Here is a 15,737-nt window from a genome sequence, read left to right on the forward strand (position 1 = left end):
GAGGTAAAGCAGTTGACCCTGGATCTGGCCACGGATGTGTTCATGGGCTATGAGCTGGGACCGGAGGCAGACTCCCTCAACAAGGCCTTCGTGGATACGGTCCGTGCTGGCACAGCCATCGTACGTACCAACGTGCCCGGGCTGCGCTGGTCCAAAGGGCTTAAAGGCCGGCGCGTTCTGGAAGCGTTTTTCCGCAAGGAATTACCCGCCAAGCGCACCAGCCAGGAGTCGGACCTGTTCAGCGCGCTGTGCCATGCCAGCACCGAGGACGGTGAGCGATTCAGCGACGATGATGTGGTCAACCATATGATATTTCTGATGATGGCTGCCCACGACACCACCACGATCACCCTCTCCACACTTTTCTACTATCTCGCCAAGAGTCCCGAATGGCAGGAGCGGCTGCGCGAAGAGAGCCGTGCCTTGAACAAACGGGAGCTGGAGTATGACGATCTACCCAAGCTGGAAGGTATCAGCCTGGCCATGAAGGAAGCCTTGCGGCTGTGCTCACCGGTACCCTCCCTGCCCCGCAAGACTGTCAAGGATGTGGAGTATGAGGGCTTCTTTATTCCCGCTGGCAGTTTTATCAACGTGGTCCCCTATTTCACCCATTATATGGAGGAATATTGGCCAGACCCGGAGCGCTTCGACCCGGAACGATTCAGCCCTGAACGGCGTGAAGACAAGGTGCATCCCTATGCCTGGATGCCTTTTGGTGGCGGTGCCCACAAGTGCATCGGTCTACACTTTGCCGACCTGCAAGTGAAAGCAGTTCTACACCAGGTCTTGCTCAGCTATCGGTGGTCGGTACCCGCCGACTACGAAATGCCAGTGGATACCAGCAGCCTGCCAGTGCCTGCCGATGGTTTGCCGGTAAAACTGGAAAAAATATGAAGCAAGTTACGAGTTACGAGAGCCACTAGGCTTCCATGAACGTTTCTCTTCGAAACCCGCTTCTCGCAACTCGGTACGCCTTGCTATCAAGCTTGGACCAACACCCCCTGGCGCATAGTAACCAACTCCTCCGCCGCAGTTGGATGAATCCCCACGGTGGCATCAAAATCCGCCTTGGTGGCCCCCATCTTGATCGCTACAGCGAACCCTTGCGTAATCTCTGCTGAGTCTTCACCGGCCATATGCAAACCAAGCACCTTGTCGGTGGCATCGTCCACAATCAGCTTGATAAGTGAGCGCTCCTGTTTGTCCCCCAAGGTGTAACGCATGGGCCGGAACGCACTTTTATACACCCGCACCGCCGGCACGCGGGCCAACGCCTGCTCCTGCGTCAAACCAACCGTACCAATATTGGGGTGGCTGAATACGGCAGTGGCAATGTTGTGATAATCCATCGCCGCCTCAGGCTTGTGCTCACCATAAAGCTGCGCAGCCAGCCACATGCCCTCCGCCAGTGCCACCGGGGTTAATTGCACGCGATCAATCACATCGCCAAGCGCATAGAGACCGTCAATGCTGGTAGCAAAGCCGTCATCAACCTTGATAGCGCCACCCTCTGTCATGGTCGGCGCAGCGCCCTCAGCGAACAAGTCATCCAGCTTGGGGATACGCCCGGTGGCATAGAAGACTTCATCGAATACAGCCTGCTCACCGCTTTGATAGGTAACGTGTTTTTCGTCGTTGATCGCCTCAATACTGGCAACGTCCGCATTGAATTTCAGGGTTACGCCCTGCTCCTTCATCTGCTCGGCGATAAACTCACGAATGTCCTGATCGAAGCCACGCAGAAACAGATCGCCACGGTAGACCTGCGTCACCTGACAGCCCAGGCCGTGCAGGATGCCCGCAAACTCCGTGGCGATGTAGCCACCCCCCACCACGGCAACACGCTTGGGAAGCGTGTCCAGATAGAACAAGTCGTCGGAAATGCGCACATGCTCGCGGCCTGGCAAGTCCGGCACGAAGGGTTTGCCACCTACCGCCACCAGAATATGGCGCGCCGTCAGTACAGTTTCACCCACGGAAACCTTGCCGCCACCCAGCACCTGCCCGTGACCTTCAAAAATGGTCACTCCGGCCTGATTCAGGATCCGCTGGTAAATACCGTTCAGCCGGCTGATTTCACGACTTTTGTTATCACGCAGTGTGGGCCAGTCAAAATCCCAGCCTTTCACGGTGTAGCCATAATCTTCAGCCAATGCGAATTCCTGGGGGAAATGGCTGCCGTACGAAAACAGTTTCTTGGGCACGCAACCGACATTGACACAGGTGCCCCCGAAAAAACGCTCTTCGATAATCGCAACGTTGGCGCCATGGGAGGCAGCCATGCGTGCGGCGCGTACGCCACCTGAGCCGGCACCGATTACAACAAGATCAAATTCCGTGGTCACTGAAAACTCCTCTTCGTTTTGTTCATTGTGATGGCTGCGACAATCAGCACAAACGCAGCCATTCGATAATGCTTATAGCTGCCGCCAATTATGGACCGGTCCCAATGCCCTGCCAGCGTATAAACGGCTGCTTTTCACTGGGGCGACCTTCACGCAGATACAGGCCCGCTTCTACTTGCGGCCACAGTCGGTCCAGGGGAATCGACTCACCATTACTGCTAAGCATACGAGCATGATACCGGCGTAACTGGCGAGGCTCGGTCACACCGCAAGAGTGGGCGATGGTTTCCACTTCCTTGACCAGATTGTTATGGAAGTGCGCCACCCGCTGGGACTTTTCCGCCGGCACCAGCCCGCGCTGTAATCGCGGATTATGCGTGGTGACGCCAGTCGGGCAGGTATTACGGTTGCACTGCAGTGCCTGAATACAACCCAGAGCAAACATATAGCCCCGCGCGGACACGCAGAAATCCGCTCCCACGGCTATCGCCCAGGCTACCATGCTGGGAGTTATAAGCTTGCCCGACGCAATAATACGAATACGGTCTGTAAGGCCGTAGCCATCGCGAAGATCCACCAGTAACGGTAAGGATTCCGCCAGATACAAGCCGACATCATCCATCAATGACATGGGGGCCGCGCCGGTACCGCCGTCACCACTATCGATGGTGATAAAGTCTGGCGCCGACTCCAGGCCACGCGCATGGATGGCCAGAAACAAGTCCTCCACCCACGCCCAGGCGCCGAGCACACATTTGATGCCAGTGGGCTTGCCGCTCACCTCGCGCACATGGGCAATCAAGTCCAGTAGATCTTCCGCGCTATGTACATCTGGCTGGCCATTGGGGCTAATGGACGCCTGACCTGCCGGAATACCGCGAATGTCGGCGATTTCCTGGGTGACTTTAGCGGCGGGCAGAATACCGCCCTTGCCCGGTTTGGCGCCCTGGCTGAGCTTGATCTCGATCATCTTGACTTGTGGCCGCGCCGCAATTGCAGCAAGCCGTTCATCATTCAGGTTACCTTGCGCATCACGTACGCCGTAGCGAGCAGTGCCCACCTGAAAGACCACATCACAACCTCCTTCCAGGTGGTAAGGCGATAGCCCTCCTTCCCCGGTATTCATCCAGCAATTGGCAATAGCTGCGCCGTGGGACAACGCCTGAACCGCCGGACGCGACAGGGCGCCAAAGCTCATACCGGAGACATTAAAGAAACTATGCGCCACATAGGGCTGATCACAGTGCGGGCCAATCATCAAAGGCAGGGTTTTCGCCGCGTTCTTCTCCAGCGTCGGGTACGGGCAGTTCATGAAAATAACCCGTCCTGCCCCAATTTGCTTGGTAGAGCCGAAAGCCATGGTGTTGCTCAGGTCCTTGGCGGCCCGGTAAACCCAGGCACGCTGCGCCCGGTTAAAAGGCAACTCCTCACGGTCCATGGCAAAGAAGTATTGGCGAAAAAACTCACCAAGAGTCTCGAAAAAGTAGCGAAAACGGCCGATGAGCGGGTAATTACGGCGAATGGCGTGACGCTTCTGAAAAAAACGGTCTTGTAGCCATAACCCAACAGCCACCAGCGTTAGCAGCAACACCAGCAGTAAAAAGCCCAGCTCCAGCCAGGCAATGGTGCTGTTCAACCAGGGTTCCAGGTACTCAGGAAACATTCGCTCTCCTCGCTCGCTGTATTCGCAGCTGGGTGGCTCAAGGCGGAAATGTGCGCCAGCGCACTTGGGTCACCCCCAGCGCAATAGTATGATGTCAGTCCGTCGTTTTTGTTACGCTTGGCGGCCAGTGTGGTCAATTCGTCTGGTGCTGGCCAGAAAGAAAAAAGAATGGCGTTATCATGGGGGTAACGCTTGGCCATAAGCCAGAACGACGGAAGAACAACAAATTAACGGTGTTCACGGTGCCCAACAAGCATCTTGCTACACCAGTGAAGGGGTACGGGGTTCAATGCGGGTTTTATTGACCAAATCCTGGCTGTCGGGGGCTTTTGCGGCTGGCTGTATGCTAGTCGCCAGCAACAACGTACAGGCAGACAATATCTACAAGTACCGCGCTGCGGATGGCACCATCCTGTTCACCGATCAAGCTCAAGAACAGGTGGGCCAACAATACACCCTGCTATCCGTTCGCAAAGGCTGGAGTTACACTCCGCGCGCCCTGTCCAACGCCCAGCGTGACCAGTACGACACCATCATTACCCAGGCGGCTACCCGTTTCCGTGTAGACCCTGCACTGGTCAAAGCCGTTATTCATGCGGAATCGCTGTTCAACCACAACGCCATTTCACGCGTGGGTGCCCAAGGGCTTATGCAGCTGATGCCCGAAACCGCGGCCTACCTGAAAGTCAGTAACCCTTTCGATCCGCGTGCCAATATCACCGGCGGCACGCAGTTCATTGCCTACCTGAAGAACAAGTTTTCTGATCTCGACCATATTCTCGCCGCCTACAATGCCGGCGAAGGCAATGTGCGACGCTATGGCGGCATTCCGCCTTTCAAGGAAACCCAGGCTTACGTGAAGAAAGTGAAACAACTGCGCCAGCGCTATGCACACCAGTTCGTGGCTGAGTTGGGGGAAGAAACGGTGTTTGCGTCACGGTAAGCCGTCCCCACCCCTTCAGTCAGGTCCGTCAACACCAGTGTTGGATTACGCCTTTCAGGCTAATTCAACCTACAAAATACAAAACCAGCGTTTGATCATTGCTGCGTAGGTCTGATTAGCCTAAAGGCGTAATCAGACAACAAACCCAACGCCCATCAAATCTCCACACCCAGCCACTGCCCATCATAATCAATTCGAAACTGCTCGAGCTGATAACTTGATGTCTGGCATTTACCGCTGCGCAGCGAAAACGTTAGCCCATGCCCCGGGCAACGCAATTGATCATTCATGACCGTACAACGGTCGAGCGGAAAGTCCGCATGGGGACAGCGTCGCTGCATCAGCCAGGTGCGACCGTCTTCATGAATCAATAGCAACTCCTTGCGCCCCACGGTAACAGGCAGCCGCAGGCCGTCGTAAAGATCCATGATGCGGATAAGTCGATGAAACATTTGCCCCTCACCGGATTCCGTAACGTAAAAAGCCCGCAGAAGCGGGCTTTTTACTGTGCTGCGAAGCAGCCGGTCGGTCAAGCCGGCATTAGTTGCCGTGCTTTTCCGCCAGATAGAACCAGGTATCCAGCACCGAATCCGGGTTAAGGGAAACAGACGAGATGCCCTGTTCCATCAGCCACTTGGCAAGATCCGGATGGTCTGACGGGCCCTGACCACAAATACCGATGTACTTGCCTTGAGCATTACAGGCGTCGATGGCCATCTTCAGCAGCTTTTTCACCGCCGGATCACGCTCATCGAACAGGTGGCTGACAATACCGGAATCCCGATCCAGGCCCAGCGTCAGCTGAGTCAAATCGTTAGAACCGATGGAGAAGCCGTCGAAGTGCTGCAGGAACTCATCCGCCAGCAAGGCGTTGGTTGGCAGTTCGCACATCATGATGACACGCAGACCGTTCTCGCCTCGCTTAAGACCGTTTTTGCCAAGCAGATCAATAACCTGCTCTGCTTCACCCACCGTGCGTACGAATGGCACCATGAGTTCCACGTTAGTGAAGCCCATCTCATCGCGGACTTTCTTCATGGCACGACATTCGAGTTCAAAGCAGTCGCGGAAGTTTTCGCTGATGTAACGGCTGGCGCCACGGAAGCCCAGCATCGGGTTCTCTTCTTCAGGCTCGTACAGCTTGCCGCCGATCAGGTTGGCGTATTCGTTGGACTTGAAGTCCGACAGACGCACAATCACTTTCTCAGGATGGAAGGCCGCTGCCAGGGTGGAAACGCCCTCAACCAGCTTCTCAACGTAGAAATCGACCGGATCGCCGTAACCGGCAGTCCGCTTGTCTACGTTCTGCTTCACGTCTTTGGGCATGGAGTCGTAGTTCAGCAGCGCCTTGGGGTGCACGCCAATCATACGGTTGATGATGAACTCCAGACGGGCCAAGCCCACACCCTGGTTCGGCAAGCCAGCGAAATCAAAGGCCCGGTCCGGATTACCCACGTTCATCATGATCTTGAACGGCAGTTTGGGCATGGACTGAATGGAGTTACGCTGAATATCAAACTCCAGCTGACCTTCGTAGATCTTGCCGGTGTCGCCCTCTGCACAGGAGGCGGTCACTTCCTGGCCATCTTTAAGAATATCAGTGGCGTCACCGCAGCCAACGATGGCCGGCACACCCAGTTCGCGAGCAATAATAGCCGCGTGACAGGTACGGCCGCCACGGTTGGTAATAATGGCCGCAGCACGCTTCATAACCGGTTCCCAATCCGGGTCGGTCATGTCGGTTACCAGTACGTCTCCAGGCTGAACCTTGTCCATTTCCTTGATGCTGGTTACCACGCGCACCTTACCCGCACCGATGCGTTGGCCTATAGAGCGCCCTTCTACCAGCACCTTACCGGTCTGCTTGAGCAGGTAGCGTTCCATCACGTTCACGTCGGAACGGCTCTTCACGGTCTCCGGGCGAGCCTGAACGATGTACAACTTGCCATCGTCGCCATCCAGCGCCCATTCGATATCCATGGGCATACCGTAGTGTTTCTCGATTTCAATCGCCTGGCGTGACAGGTTTTCGATCTGCTCATCCGTCAGGCAGAAGCGAATGCGCTCATCCTTGTCCACGTCAACGATTTCAACAGACTTGCCCGCGCTGCCTTCAGCGCCATAGATCATTTTCTGCATCTTGCTGCCCAAATTGCGACGCAACACAGCAGGCTTCTTGTTCAGCAGCGTTTTCTTGTGAACGTAGAATTCGTCCGGGTTAACCGCACCCTGTACGACCATCTCGCCCAACCCGTAGGAAGCAGTAATGAAGACTACGTCCTTGAAACCGGATTCAGTATCCATGGAGAACATCACGCCAGCAGCGCCCGTCTCGGAGCGCACCATGCGCTGAACACCGGCGGAGAGAGCTACCAGTTTGTGGTCAAAGCCCTGGTGAACGCGATAGCTGATGGCGCGGTCGTTAAACAGGGAGGCGAATACCTCTTTAACCGCAATCATGACACTATCAACGCCACGGATATTCAGGAAGGTTTCCTGCTGACCGGCGAAAGACGCATCAGGGAGGTCTTCTGCCGTTGCGGAAGAGCGCACGGCCACGGGCAGGTCTGCGTTGCCTTCGCCGATCTGGGCGTATGCATCACGGATAGCCTTGTCCAGCTCAGGCTGGAACGGCGCATCAACCACCCACTGACGGATCTCTTCGCCAGTCTTCGCCAGCGCTACCACATCTTCAACGTCCAGCGCAGACAGCGCTTCGTTGATCTTTTGGGTCAGGTTGTTGTGCTCAAGGAATTCACGGAAGGCTTCAGCGGTAGTAGCAAAACCGCCCGGAACGGAGACACCCGCTGCCGACAGATTGCTGATCATTTCGCCCAGGGATGCGTTCTTGCCGCCTACGTGCTCAACGTCATCTTTACCCAGGTCCTGAAACCAGACTACATATTCCGCCAAGGTCATCTCCTTTTACGTGTTACTGGTTGGTTTGTTGGCCAAAGCAGTGTCGGCACACCTTGTGCCGATAGCGCCATAATGAGTGGCTGCACAAGGTGCCGGATCAAATCGAGCCGACATTCTACTCAAAACCGAAACAGTTTGCCTGCCCCCTCTTTCAGATTTGGCCGGTATTTGGGCATCACTTTGGTCAACACCTTGTACCGCCTCACTCTACTGGCGGACATCACGAGCTATCTCATTGAAAATGAAGAGGTATTCTATCAGGGTAGAATTATTGAGCGCAGTGTAGTGCCTGTGTCTTGCCCGGACAATGCAAGGCATCTCAAACTGCCCGACGGACCGGCCAATGCCGTCAGATAGCACTGGCTGCATAACGACACACCGTCTAGACTGGCTCCATTCAAAACAACGACTTACCGCAGGAGCGGCACTCGAGCCATGAATCACCTGCTCCAGCGCTCATCCAAAGGGCGCAATGAGCGGCACTCCAGCGACCGAGCAATGGGCAAACGTAATGAAACGAAGCGCTTTTTACCTTTCAGACGGCACCGGGATTACCGCAGAGACTCTTGGTCACAGCATGCTGAGCCAGTTTGGGGATATCGAATTTGTGCAAATCACCCTGCCCTTCGTTCAATCCGATGAGCAGACCCGCGAAGCCGTTGCCCGCATCAATAAAGCAGCAGCAGAAGATGGCGCCAAACCTGTCGTCTTCTCAACGCTGGTCAACACCGATCACCGCGCTATTCTGCACAGCTGTGATGCCCTGATCCTCGACCTGTTCGGCGCCTTTCTTCGCCCACTGGAAGACGAGCTCGGCGTGCGCTCCAATCACAAGATTAACCAAAGTCACGCCATCCGCGACGCCGAGTCCTACCGCATTCGTATCAATGCGGTGCATTTTGCCCTGGATAACGATGACGGCGCCCGAACTCGACACTATGATCAAGCCGACATCATTTTGATTGGCGTCTCCCGCTCCGGCAAAACGCCCACCTGCCTCTATCTGGCGCTGCAGTTCGGGCTATTCACCGCCAACTACCCGCTCACCGAAGACGATTTCGACGACCTGCGTCTACCCAAAGCTTTGGTCGAACACAAACACAAACTCTTCGGCCTCACCATCGACGCCGACCGCCTCAGCGCCATTCGCAGTGAGCGCAAAGCCGGCAGCAAATACGCCTCCCCTCGACAATGCGACATGGAATTACGGGCCCTTGAAGCCATGTACAACAAACACAATATTCCGTATTTGGATGCGACAGAGCTGTCTATTGAGGAGATCAGTACGCGAGTTCTGGCCATGAAGGGGTTGCAGCGGCGGTTACAGTAGCGACCAGCATATAAGTTTGTGCCTGAATAAAGCCATAGTTAATCTGACCTAAAGGCTTTAATGTTATGTAGTCAACAAAAATCAAGAAGCCAAGCTGGCAGGAAAACAGGTAAATTGAAGCGCCCTTTCACCACAATATAACGTAGCACATAGAAAAGGCAGCATTGATGTCTTTCAGGGAAAATACCACGACTCCGACGTGAGCTATGGATGAGGGGAGCGCTAAGCACTGCCCCCAAAAGCTCAAATTGCCAATCAAGCCAGCAGGCTTTTAGTTTTCTTTGGCTCTAACAGAAGCGCGAGCTTCCCCAGCAGTTCCTCAAGGGCGCCTCCAAGCCCACAATATTTCCGTTCCTCGCATTTGCATTGCCTGCGATATTACTAACAAAAGCCGTTGTTCTATCACTAATATCAAGTGTAAATGCATCAGGGGCATACATTGCCCAGCCTACGGGGACAGCGTTTGAATAGCCAGGGTACCGTACATCTTCTTTCTGAAAGGACAAACCAAAAAGTGAAGAAGACACGTCAAGCTGATGAACATTAGATAAATTATAAGGCAGTTGATAAGTATTGTTATCCAAAGATGCAACAGAAGTATTCAAGCCAGCGGCAAGCTGGTTAATGATCTTTTGCTCCATCTGACCTTGAATTAACCCTTTGATCAGATTAATTAGCCCAGACGGTAGGCCACTCGAGCGTTCAATCGATAAGGAGTCCACAATTGCTGCCACGGCACCTTCAACGCCACCATGAGTATTACGACCAAGATTCAAATTGGAAATTAATGCCTGACTCCTTCTGTTCCCAAGCACGGATACCGGCGAATTTCTTGTCACTCCATCGAAACTAACTGTGAGATTGCGAAACTCCTCACATATAAAAAGCACGCACGCCTCATCATTATCAAGTCCTAAAGACCTATCAGGCTCATTAAGGCCAAAAACGTTAACGCCTGACCCTCCTAAGCTACCAGGACATGGACCCGTTAAAGGCCCACAGGTAACAGCCACATCCTGAGGGTTTCTTCCCCGCCCCTGTTCCTGTAGGTCAAGTTGAGCATTACCGCTCATAAAACCACTAAAAACATTCAGTGACCCAAAAGACATCGGCCCAGAAACCTGCTCCCCCCCCATGCGAACGCCAACAACTTCACGCAGCGTTGTGCTGCCATCATTCTTAATTGCAAACTGGAAAAAGGGTCTATTGATGATGAAATCTTTTAGTTGATCTTGAATGCTTTTATCAATATTCGTGCCTACGCAAGTTCCATTTCCGCAGTCCCTCAAAAGACCCGGCTTCTGAATGCTCCCTAAAACGGGATTTTGCGTAATGCATTGCCCACTGCTATTTGCGACACACCCCAGAGAAAAATTATCTATATCTAGATCGCAACCATCTGTACCGTTAACACCCCCACAACCAAGCTGAAGCTTGTCAATGTTCATATTGAGCCTCAACTCTGCATCTAATCCCGCCTTATAAAAAGTATATCCATTTGTGAACTCTTTATTCATTTGCAACAGAGCTTGCCCGGTCACGTCAGCCAACTGTTCATCTTTAAGCTCAACCATAGCCTGCACGGCTTGCGAGAACAGCAAAAAAACAAGTGCAAAAAAGCAACCAGAGGAATTTATCGGCAATAATCGGAAGCTGGATTTTATTTTAATTCTCATTAGCAATACCCGAAGATGTTATTCTTAAAGGCCTTAGCCGATATTCGTACTTATTGTTGTTCCAGTGTCAGTGAAGTATAAACTTTCGCTGATGGAATAATCATGGAGCCCAGATTTTTACCGCCGAATTCGAGTCTTCCAATCTCAAGAGGATCACCAGCACCACCACCAGGCTTAGTTGCCAATGCCCCAATATTCAGATTGTTCTCAATGCGCAGTTTTGGTTTACCATCAGCTTCACCAGAAGCCGACAGGAGATCGATTTTCCCGCCACCACCAGCAAGAATGGAGTTAGAAGGAATTTCGATATCGCCTGTAATATCCGCTAAGCGCACATCTACATTCAATTTATTCAAATTGGGTTCGGCAAAGGAAATATAGGTTCCGTCATCATGTCCATGACCGCTACCGGTGTCATTGGAAAAACCATTATTAAGGTTTGCCAAGCTGAGGAAGCCGCCGAAGTTAATCGCATCTCCATTCAATGAAGGGAAAATCTTGAAAACGAATTCGTCCATTTCCAGGTTCATATCAATGTAGCTACCGTAAACCGGAGACTCCATGCGAGGCACATCGCCTCCACCGAACATCCCGCGAAGCTGCAACCGTACTTCATTGGAAGAAAGATTCAGACCGTCCCCAAGGGACACACCGACGCCCATATCATTGGTGGCAAACAGCAAGTCAGCCCCCATCAAACCAATGGCTAGGCCATCAGCGGTTGGGTTGCTCGGGTCGTGATAACTGGTTTGGAAGTCCGTATCGCCGATCATCAGGTGGGTACCATTTTCCCAGCGGGAGCGATCCGGTCTCCCGTTGGCGTCGGCCCCACCCTCTGTCTGGATGGCAGCAACCACATCCATGGTAAATCCGGGGGATCCCGGCGTGGCACCATCTCCTGACTGTGGGTAGAGGTACCAGTTGGTACTAATATCGCCAAGGGTATAGATTAGAGCCCACCCTTCATCAATATTGTTTGCAGCTGAAACACCGTCGCGATAGACGACCTTGGAAGAATAGGCATGAAGACCCCATTCACGATTTATAATCGCAAGCCCTGTGTCTGAAGGCGCAATATCCAGGAGTTCAGTGGGAAGTACCCCGCCCGTTGAGGTGGCGCAAGCCGATGGGGTGCTACCATAGGTGTTGGCACCACCAAAACAGATGCCCCCAACACTTTGATGAGCCGCTGAAACGGTATCCAGTGTTAGATAGCCGAACTCAATATCCTTTCGATTCTGCCCCAAGGTCGTCGGCATACTGATGGGTTGCGTAAATTCCAGATATGATTGCCCCTCATTACCACTATCTTCATATCTGGCTTCGCCAAGAACAAATTGGAAATTATCGGCTAGATCAAAACCCAGTGAAGCCGTCAGGCCTTGTGTGAATGTACCGTCATCCGGTAACCAAGCACCCTGAGGGCGCAGCTGCAAATCAAAGTCCTCGATGCCACCGCGCCAGCCAAACAGGAGCATGGGAATGGATTGCTCATTGAACTGAAACGCCGTCGACGCTCCATTGGCAACATTGGCAAAAACATCAAAAGTGAGATTCAAGTCAGTCCGCGACCCCGGAGCGCTACTCACAACGATTCCGTCAGAGTTTACTCCCACCGTTCCCTGGTGCATGTCAAACAGGAAACCGAAGTTGTCCAATTGCACCTCCGTACTCCCTGCCGGCCCCATTCGATAAAACAGACGACCGGGCTGCCCCATGGTCCATGTATTCGGATCCGGGTCGGTGTTATCAATATCCCCGATGTTAACAATCACACGTGCCTGATCTGCACTGAGTGATGAGTTGGCGAACCCGCCGTCACCAAAAACGGCAAAACGCCCACCCGCATCCAGGGCTACGGCCCCGAATGAACGTGATGTGTCTGTGACAGACAAGCTATCCATCTGCACACGCATCCGGTTCCAGGTCGCATCAAGGCCCAGGCCAGAACGGCCCTCGTTATTGGTGTAGGAATCGATGGCCAATGCAAAATCCAACGCCTGGCTTGCAGCTGTGCCATCCAGATCAATCGGTTTGATCGCAAACTGGTTTGCGTCGACGGCTGTACCACCAATGATCAGATGGTTCTGAAGTGAGTTGCTGTTTGCATCAACTTCACCGTTATCCACTTCCCAGCGGATTTGTTCAGCTGTGATCTCGCCCCCTTGCGGTACTTCCAAGCCGATAGTCACACCATCACGGCCTTGCACAGCGCCCATTTCTTGCTCAGAAAGAACTTCCAATGCGTGAACGTTAGAAGAGATAAACAGCATTGCTGCAAAAACCGCAGGCGGCACGTGCGGCAGGTTGTTATTTTTTTCTGTCTTTAAACACATAGCAATCACCGTGTGGAAAGCAGCTGCCGCCTTAATAACCGTAAAGATAAAAATCGCCACCAAACGCAATTCCCGCTTGGTGACCATTGTTATCCGCAATATTCAGGCCCATAAAGGAGCCATTATTGTTGCCTTCCCAACCATTGCCGCTTGGAACAAGCGCATTGGGTTCTACAGCCAGCCCCTCGAAGTACAGCCCGAAACGCACGTCATTGAACTCAAGCCCATCAGCCGCACCCTCTGGATAGCTCAAGCGAAGACCTGGCATCTCAGCCAATCCTGATGCTGCTGCTCCGGAACAATCCCCGCTGGGCAGTAAACAAGTAGAGCCATCCTGGTCGGTAAATTTAGCCTCATTGAAGTAACCATGATAAGCGGCAGTGCCACCGTGGGAATCACCCAACAAGGATGCGTCAATTGCCAAACGCCGTAGATCAATTGACGCGTGACCGTTTTTAAAGACCAACCACTCGCTCTCGCGATTTTTCAATTGAAGGCCGAAGCGGCAATTCATATTTGCCAGGCTGCTACCACCATTAGGAGTATCACAAATAGACAGGGGGGCACCGAGATCGGCTTCCGCGGGACTACTGTTGTAGTAGTACTGAAAGCTCGCGAGAATCCCTTTCTGCCCTGTAACTGTACCCATCTCTGTGTCATCCATGGCTTCGAGGGCCTGGGCGGGATTCGTGTGCAGGCACAACACCACGGCAAGGACAGCAAAAGCTGGGGGGGCTTTTTCAGGAAAAAGCTCACTCATGCGGAGGAAAAATGAACTGGTCATTAATTAGCCCCCAATGTGGTAATTTTCATGTGGTGAATGCGCATACCTTCGATGCGGGAGATCCCCAGATTGGTGACTGGGGTTGCGGCTGAAGGATTCACAAAATAAATGCCGTTATCGGTTGCTGTAGCAGATGGAAGCCCAGCCCCTGTCGCAATATTGACACTATCAAAATCGCCCCAGCGCACGTAGCCACGGGTATCTTCGTTGGGGCTAGCGATGCTGCCATCTGAATTCAGAGCGCAATCCCCTGTGTTACCGACATCGCCACAATAGAAATTGTTATAAATCTCGGGAATGTCAGGAATTCGAGTTAATTCAATAACGAAATCGCCAGTAGCATCGCCTGAACCATTCCTGACAGCATCCAACGTAAGAGCCTGGTAATGCAAAACGCCAAGAGGCAAGAAGGCATCTACATTTTTGAAATACATGCCTTCAGCATCATCAAAATCCGGAACATTATGAAGCGTATCAGCTAACGCGCCGGTATCTTTTTGTCGAACGGAGAAACGGAAGTCACCGGAAAGCGCGCTTTGGTAGGTAATACCCAAGGTATTATCGGCCGTATTTTCCGTTTGCATGAGCCGCAGAATGGCAGGCTTGCCATCAGCTGTTGTGGGTTTACCATGAATGATCGTTTGGCTTTGCAGGAAATCGGCACAGTCCGCCCCTCCCGACGAGCAGTTTGCTGCACCGATAGCTGCGCTAGGGTCACCGGCTACACGGTCTACCTCCAGCTCGCCCCAGAAACTCCAGCGCCAATCTTCTGTTTGGCTGGGGCCAATCAACTCAAGAATCGTTGGCTTTTCATTGCCTGCAGATCCGTCCAGGTAATTGCCTTGAAAATCGTACCCCTCGTAATCAAAAACACGCAGCACGTAAGGGTCATAGATTGAAGCCATGGCACCGATGCCGTATTGGTTTGGCGTCACACCCGCCCCAAGACTATTGCCGTTACCTAGAGGGCAAGCAAGAAAGGTATTGCCATAGGCGCTGCTTCCACCGCAAGCGCTGGAACCTCCATTAAGCGTGGCATACCAGTCCGTGCCGCCGGGCTGGGCCCCATTTGTCATGGACAACCCATAATAACGTGCGTCGCCTCGCTGCCAGCCAACACCATTCACCCCCGCACCGGTCAATTCAATAAAACTTTCCGGCGCAAATCGCATGCTGAAATTATCAAGTGCAAAGGCAAAGCCCGCCCCCTGCACATCTGACAGAGAGTCATCACTGAGTTCAGTAAGGGCTTGCGCTTGAGCGGCGCCCAAGGTGAGGGTCGCAGCCAACAGCAGGTTGGTCGATTGGAGTCTTGGGCGCACTGTGACCTCGTTTTCTTGTTATTCCAGCCTGATTCTTTCATTGAGTACTTTGGTCAGGTCTGATGATCTTTAGTCACAAGGCTACACAGCGTCAAACCGTATAGCAACACTTGTTAACACAAACGCCACGCAGCGTCGGCATTGTTAATCTATAAATATCAGTAGGTTATATGACGTAAACAAAGCGTCTACCAGCCATATGCATACTTGTACTCTATACCTAGAAAACGCCTTGTTACCAAAGTGCACATATAGTGCCGGAATATCTCGATTGGTTATGTTTCATTCAGCTTGACGGTCAAGGCTGATGGTCCCTGCTCACGGGCAACTGGATAAGGAGCCAGGGCTGCCGGTTTGGTGCAAGGACCCAAGGTGGCCATAGCCCAAGCGTGAAAGTGTCGTATCGCGCCGCGAGGGAC

The 15,737-nt window shown here is 53.0% G+C and carries 11 protein-coding genes; 3 read left to right on the forward strand and 8 right to left on the reverse strand.

Annotated features, from left to right (window positions below; translation table 11 throughout):
• The first annotated feature begins 12 nt into the window (after positions 1-12).
• A complete protein-coding gene (locus tag CL546_RS00860; RefSeq protein WP_290492401.1) occupies positions 13-894 on the forward strand; it encodes a cytochrome P450 in 882 nt (293 codons plus the stop codon).
• Between the two features lie 86 nt (positions 895-980).
• On the opposite strand, the gene gorA is transcribed toward CL546_RS00860, so the two are convergent.
• Both gorA and CL546_RS00870 read right to left on the reverse strand, forming a co-directional pair.
• Complete coding sequence (gene gorA, locus CL546_RS00865; protein WP_290492402.1) at positions 981-2,345, reverse strand: glutathione-disulfide reductase; 1,365 nt, start codon at positions 2,343-2,345, stop codon at positions 981-983.
• 88 nt (positions 2,346-2,433) lie between these two features.
• The gene (locus CL546_RS00870; protein WP_290492403.1) at positions 2,434-4,008 is read right to left on the reverse strand and encodes an FMN-binding glutamate synthase family protein; all 1,575 of its coding nucleotides are present in this window, start codon (positions 4,006-4,008) and stop codon (positions 2,434-2,436) included.
• A 343-nt stretch (positions 4,009-4,351) separates the two neighbouring features.
• Between CL546_RS00870 and CL546_RS00875 the strand changes: the two genes are divergently transcribed.
• Complete coding sequence (locus tag CL546_RS00875; RefSeq protein WP_290492404.1) at positions 4,352-4,951, forward strand: lytic transglycosylase domain-containing protein; 600 nt, start codon at positions 4,352-4,354, stop codon at positions 4,949-4,951.
• Positions 4,952-5,106: 155 nt separating this feature from the next.
• On the opposite strand, the gene CL546_RS00880 is transcribed toward CL546_RS00875, so the two are convergent.
• Entirely contained in the window at positions 5,107-5,403 is a 297-nt protein-coding gene (locus CL546_RS00880; RefSeq protein ID WP_290492405.1) for a Rieske (2Fe-2S) protein, read from the reverse strand.
• 88 nt (positions 5,404-5,491) lie between these two features.
• Positions 5,492-7,870: a phosphoenolpyruvate synthase gene (gene ppsA, locus CL546_RS00885; RefSeq protein ID WP_366603286.1), complete on the reverse strand. Its 2,379-nt coding sequence runs from the start codon at positions 7,868-7,870 to the stop codon at positions 5,492-5,494.
• Between the two features lie 511 nt (positions 7,871-8,381).
• On the opposite strand from ppsA, the gene ppsR reads away from it, so the two are divergent.
• Positions 8,382-9,200 carry a posphoenolpyruvate synthetase regulatory kinase/phosphorylase PpsR gene (gene ppsR / locus CL546_RS00890; RefSeq protein ID WP_290492407.1) on the forward strand — a complete coding sequence of 273 codons (819 nt, stop codon included), beginning with the start codon at positions 8,382-8,384 and terminating at the stop codon, positions 9,198-9,200.
• Between the two features lie 287 nt (positions 9,201-9,487).
• On the opposite strand, the gene CL546_RS00895 is transcribed toward ppsR, so the two are convergent.
• From CL546_RS00895 to CL546_RS00910, 4 genes are read right to left on the reverse strand one after another with little or no spacing between them, the layout of a single operon-like run.
• Positions 9,488-10,876: a hypothetical protein gene (locus CL546_RS00895; protein ID WP_290492408.1), complete on the reverse strand. Its 1,389-nt coding sequence runs from the start codon at positions 10,874-10,876 to the stop codon at positions 9,488-9,490.
• 50 nt (positions 10,877-10,926) lie between these two features.
• Positions 10,927-13,299, reverse strand: a complete 2,373-nt coding sequence (locus CL546_RS00900) for a DUF6160 family protein (RefSeq protein ID WP_290492409.1) — start codon at positions 13,297-13,299, stop codon at positions 10,927-10,929.
• Positions 13,244-13,996 (reverse strand): hypothetical protein, encoded by a 753-nt coding sequence (locus CL546_RS00905; RefSeq protein WP_290492410.1) that lies wholly within the window; start codon positions 13,994-13,996, stop codon positions 13,244-13,246. The genes CL546_RS00900 and CL546_RS00905 overlap by 56 nt, the downstream gene beginning before the upstream one ends.
• The gene (locus tag CL546_RS00910; RefSeq protein ID WP_290492411.1) at positions 13,996-15,318 is read right to left on the reverse strand and encodes a hypothetical protein; all 1,323 of its coding nucleotides are present in this window, start codon (positions 15,316-15,318) and stop codon (positions 13,996-13,998) included. The genes CL546_RS00905 and CL546_RS00910 overlap by 1 nt, the downstream gene beginning before the upstream one ends.
• Between the last annotated feature and the right edge of the window lie 419 nt (positions 15,319-15,737).

Source organism: Alcanivorax sp., assembly GCF_002726155.1.
In the GTDB taxonomy this organism is placed as follows: Bacteria; Pseudomonadota; Gammaproteobacteria; order Pseudomonadales; family Alcanivoracaceae; genus Alcanivorax.

Excerpts from the sequence above, each read along its gene's own strand:
- CL546_RS00875 (WP_290492404.1), top strand. The coding sequence starts at position 4,352 with ATGCTAGTCGCCAGCAACAACGTACAGGCAGACAATATCTACAAGTAC.
- CL546_RS00870 (WP_290492403.1), bottom strand. The coding sequence starts at position 4,008 with ATGTTTCCTGAGTACCTGGAACCCTGGTTGAACAGCACCATTGCCTGG.
- CL546_RS00880 (WP_290492405.1), bottom strand. The coding sequence starts at position 5,403 with ATGTTTCATCGACTTATCCGCATCATGGATCTTTACGACGGCCTGCGG.
- ppsA (WP_366603286.1), bottom strand. The coding sequence starts at position 7,870 with ATGACCTTGGCGGAATATGTAGTCTGGTTTCAGGACCTGGGTAAAGAT.
- CL546_RS00900 (WP_290492409.1), bottom strand. The coding sequence starts at position 13,299 with ATGGTCACCAAGCGGGAATTGCGTTTGGTGGCGATTTTTATCTTTACG.
- CL546_RS00905 (WP_290492410.1), bottom strand. The coding sequence starts at position 13,996 with ATGACCAGTTCATTTTTCCTCCGCATGAGTGAGCTTTTTCCTGAAAAA.
- ppsR (WP_290492407.1), top strand. The coding sequence starts at position 8,382 with ATGAAACGAAGCGCTTTTTACCTTTCAGACGGCACCGGGATTACCGCA.
- CL546_RS00895 (WP_290492408.1), bottom strand. The coding sequence starts at position 10,876 with ATGAGAATTAAAATAAAATCCAGCTTCCGATTATTGCCGATAAATTCC.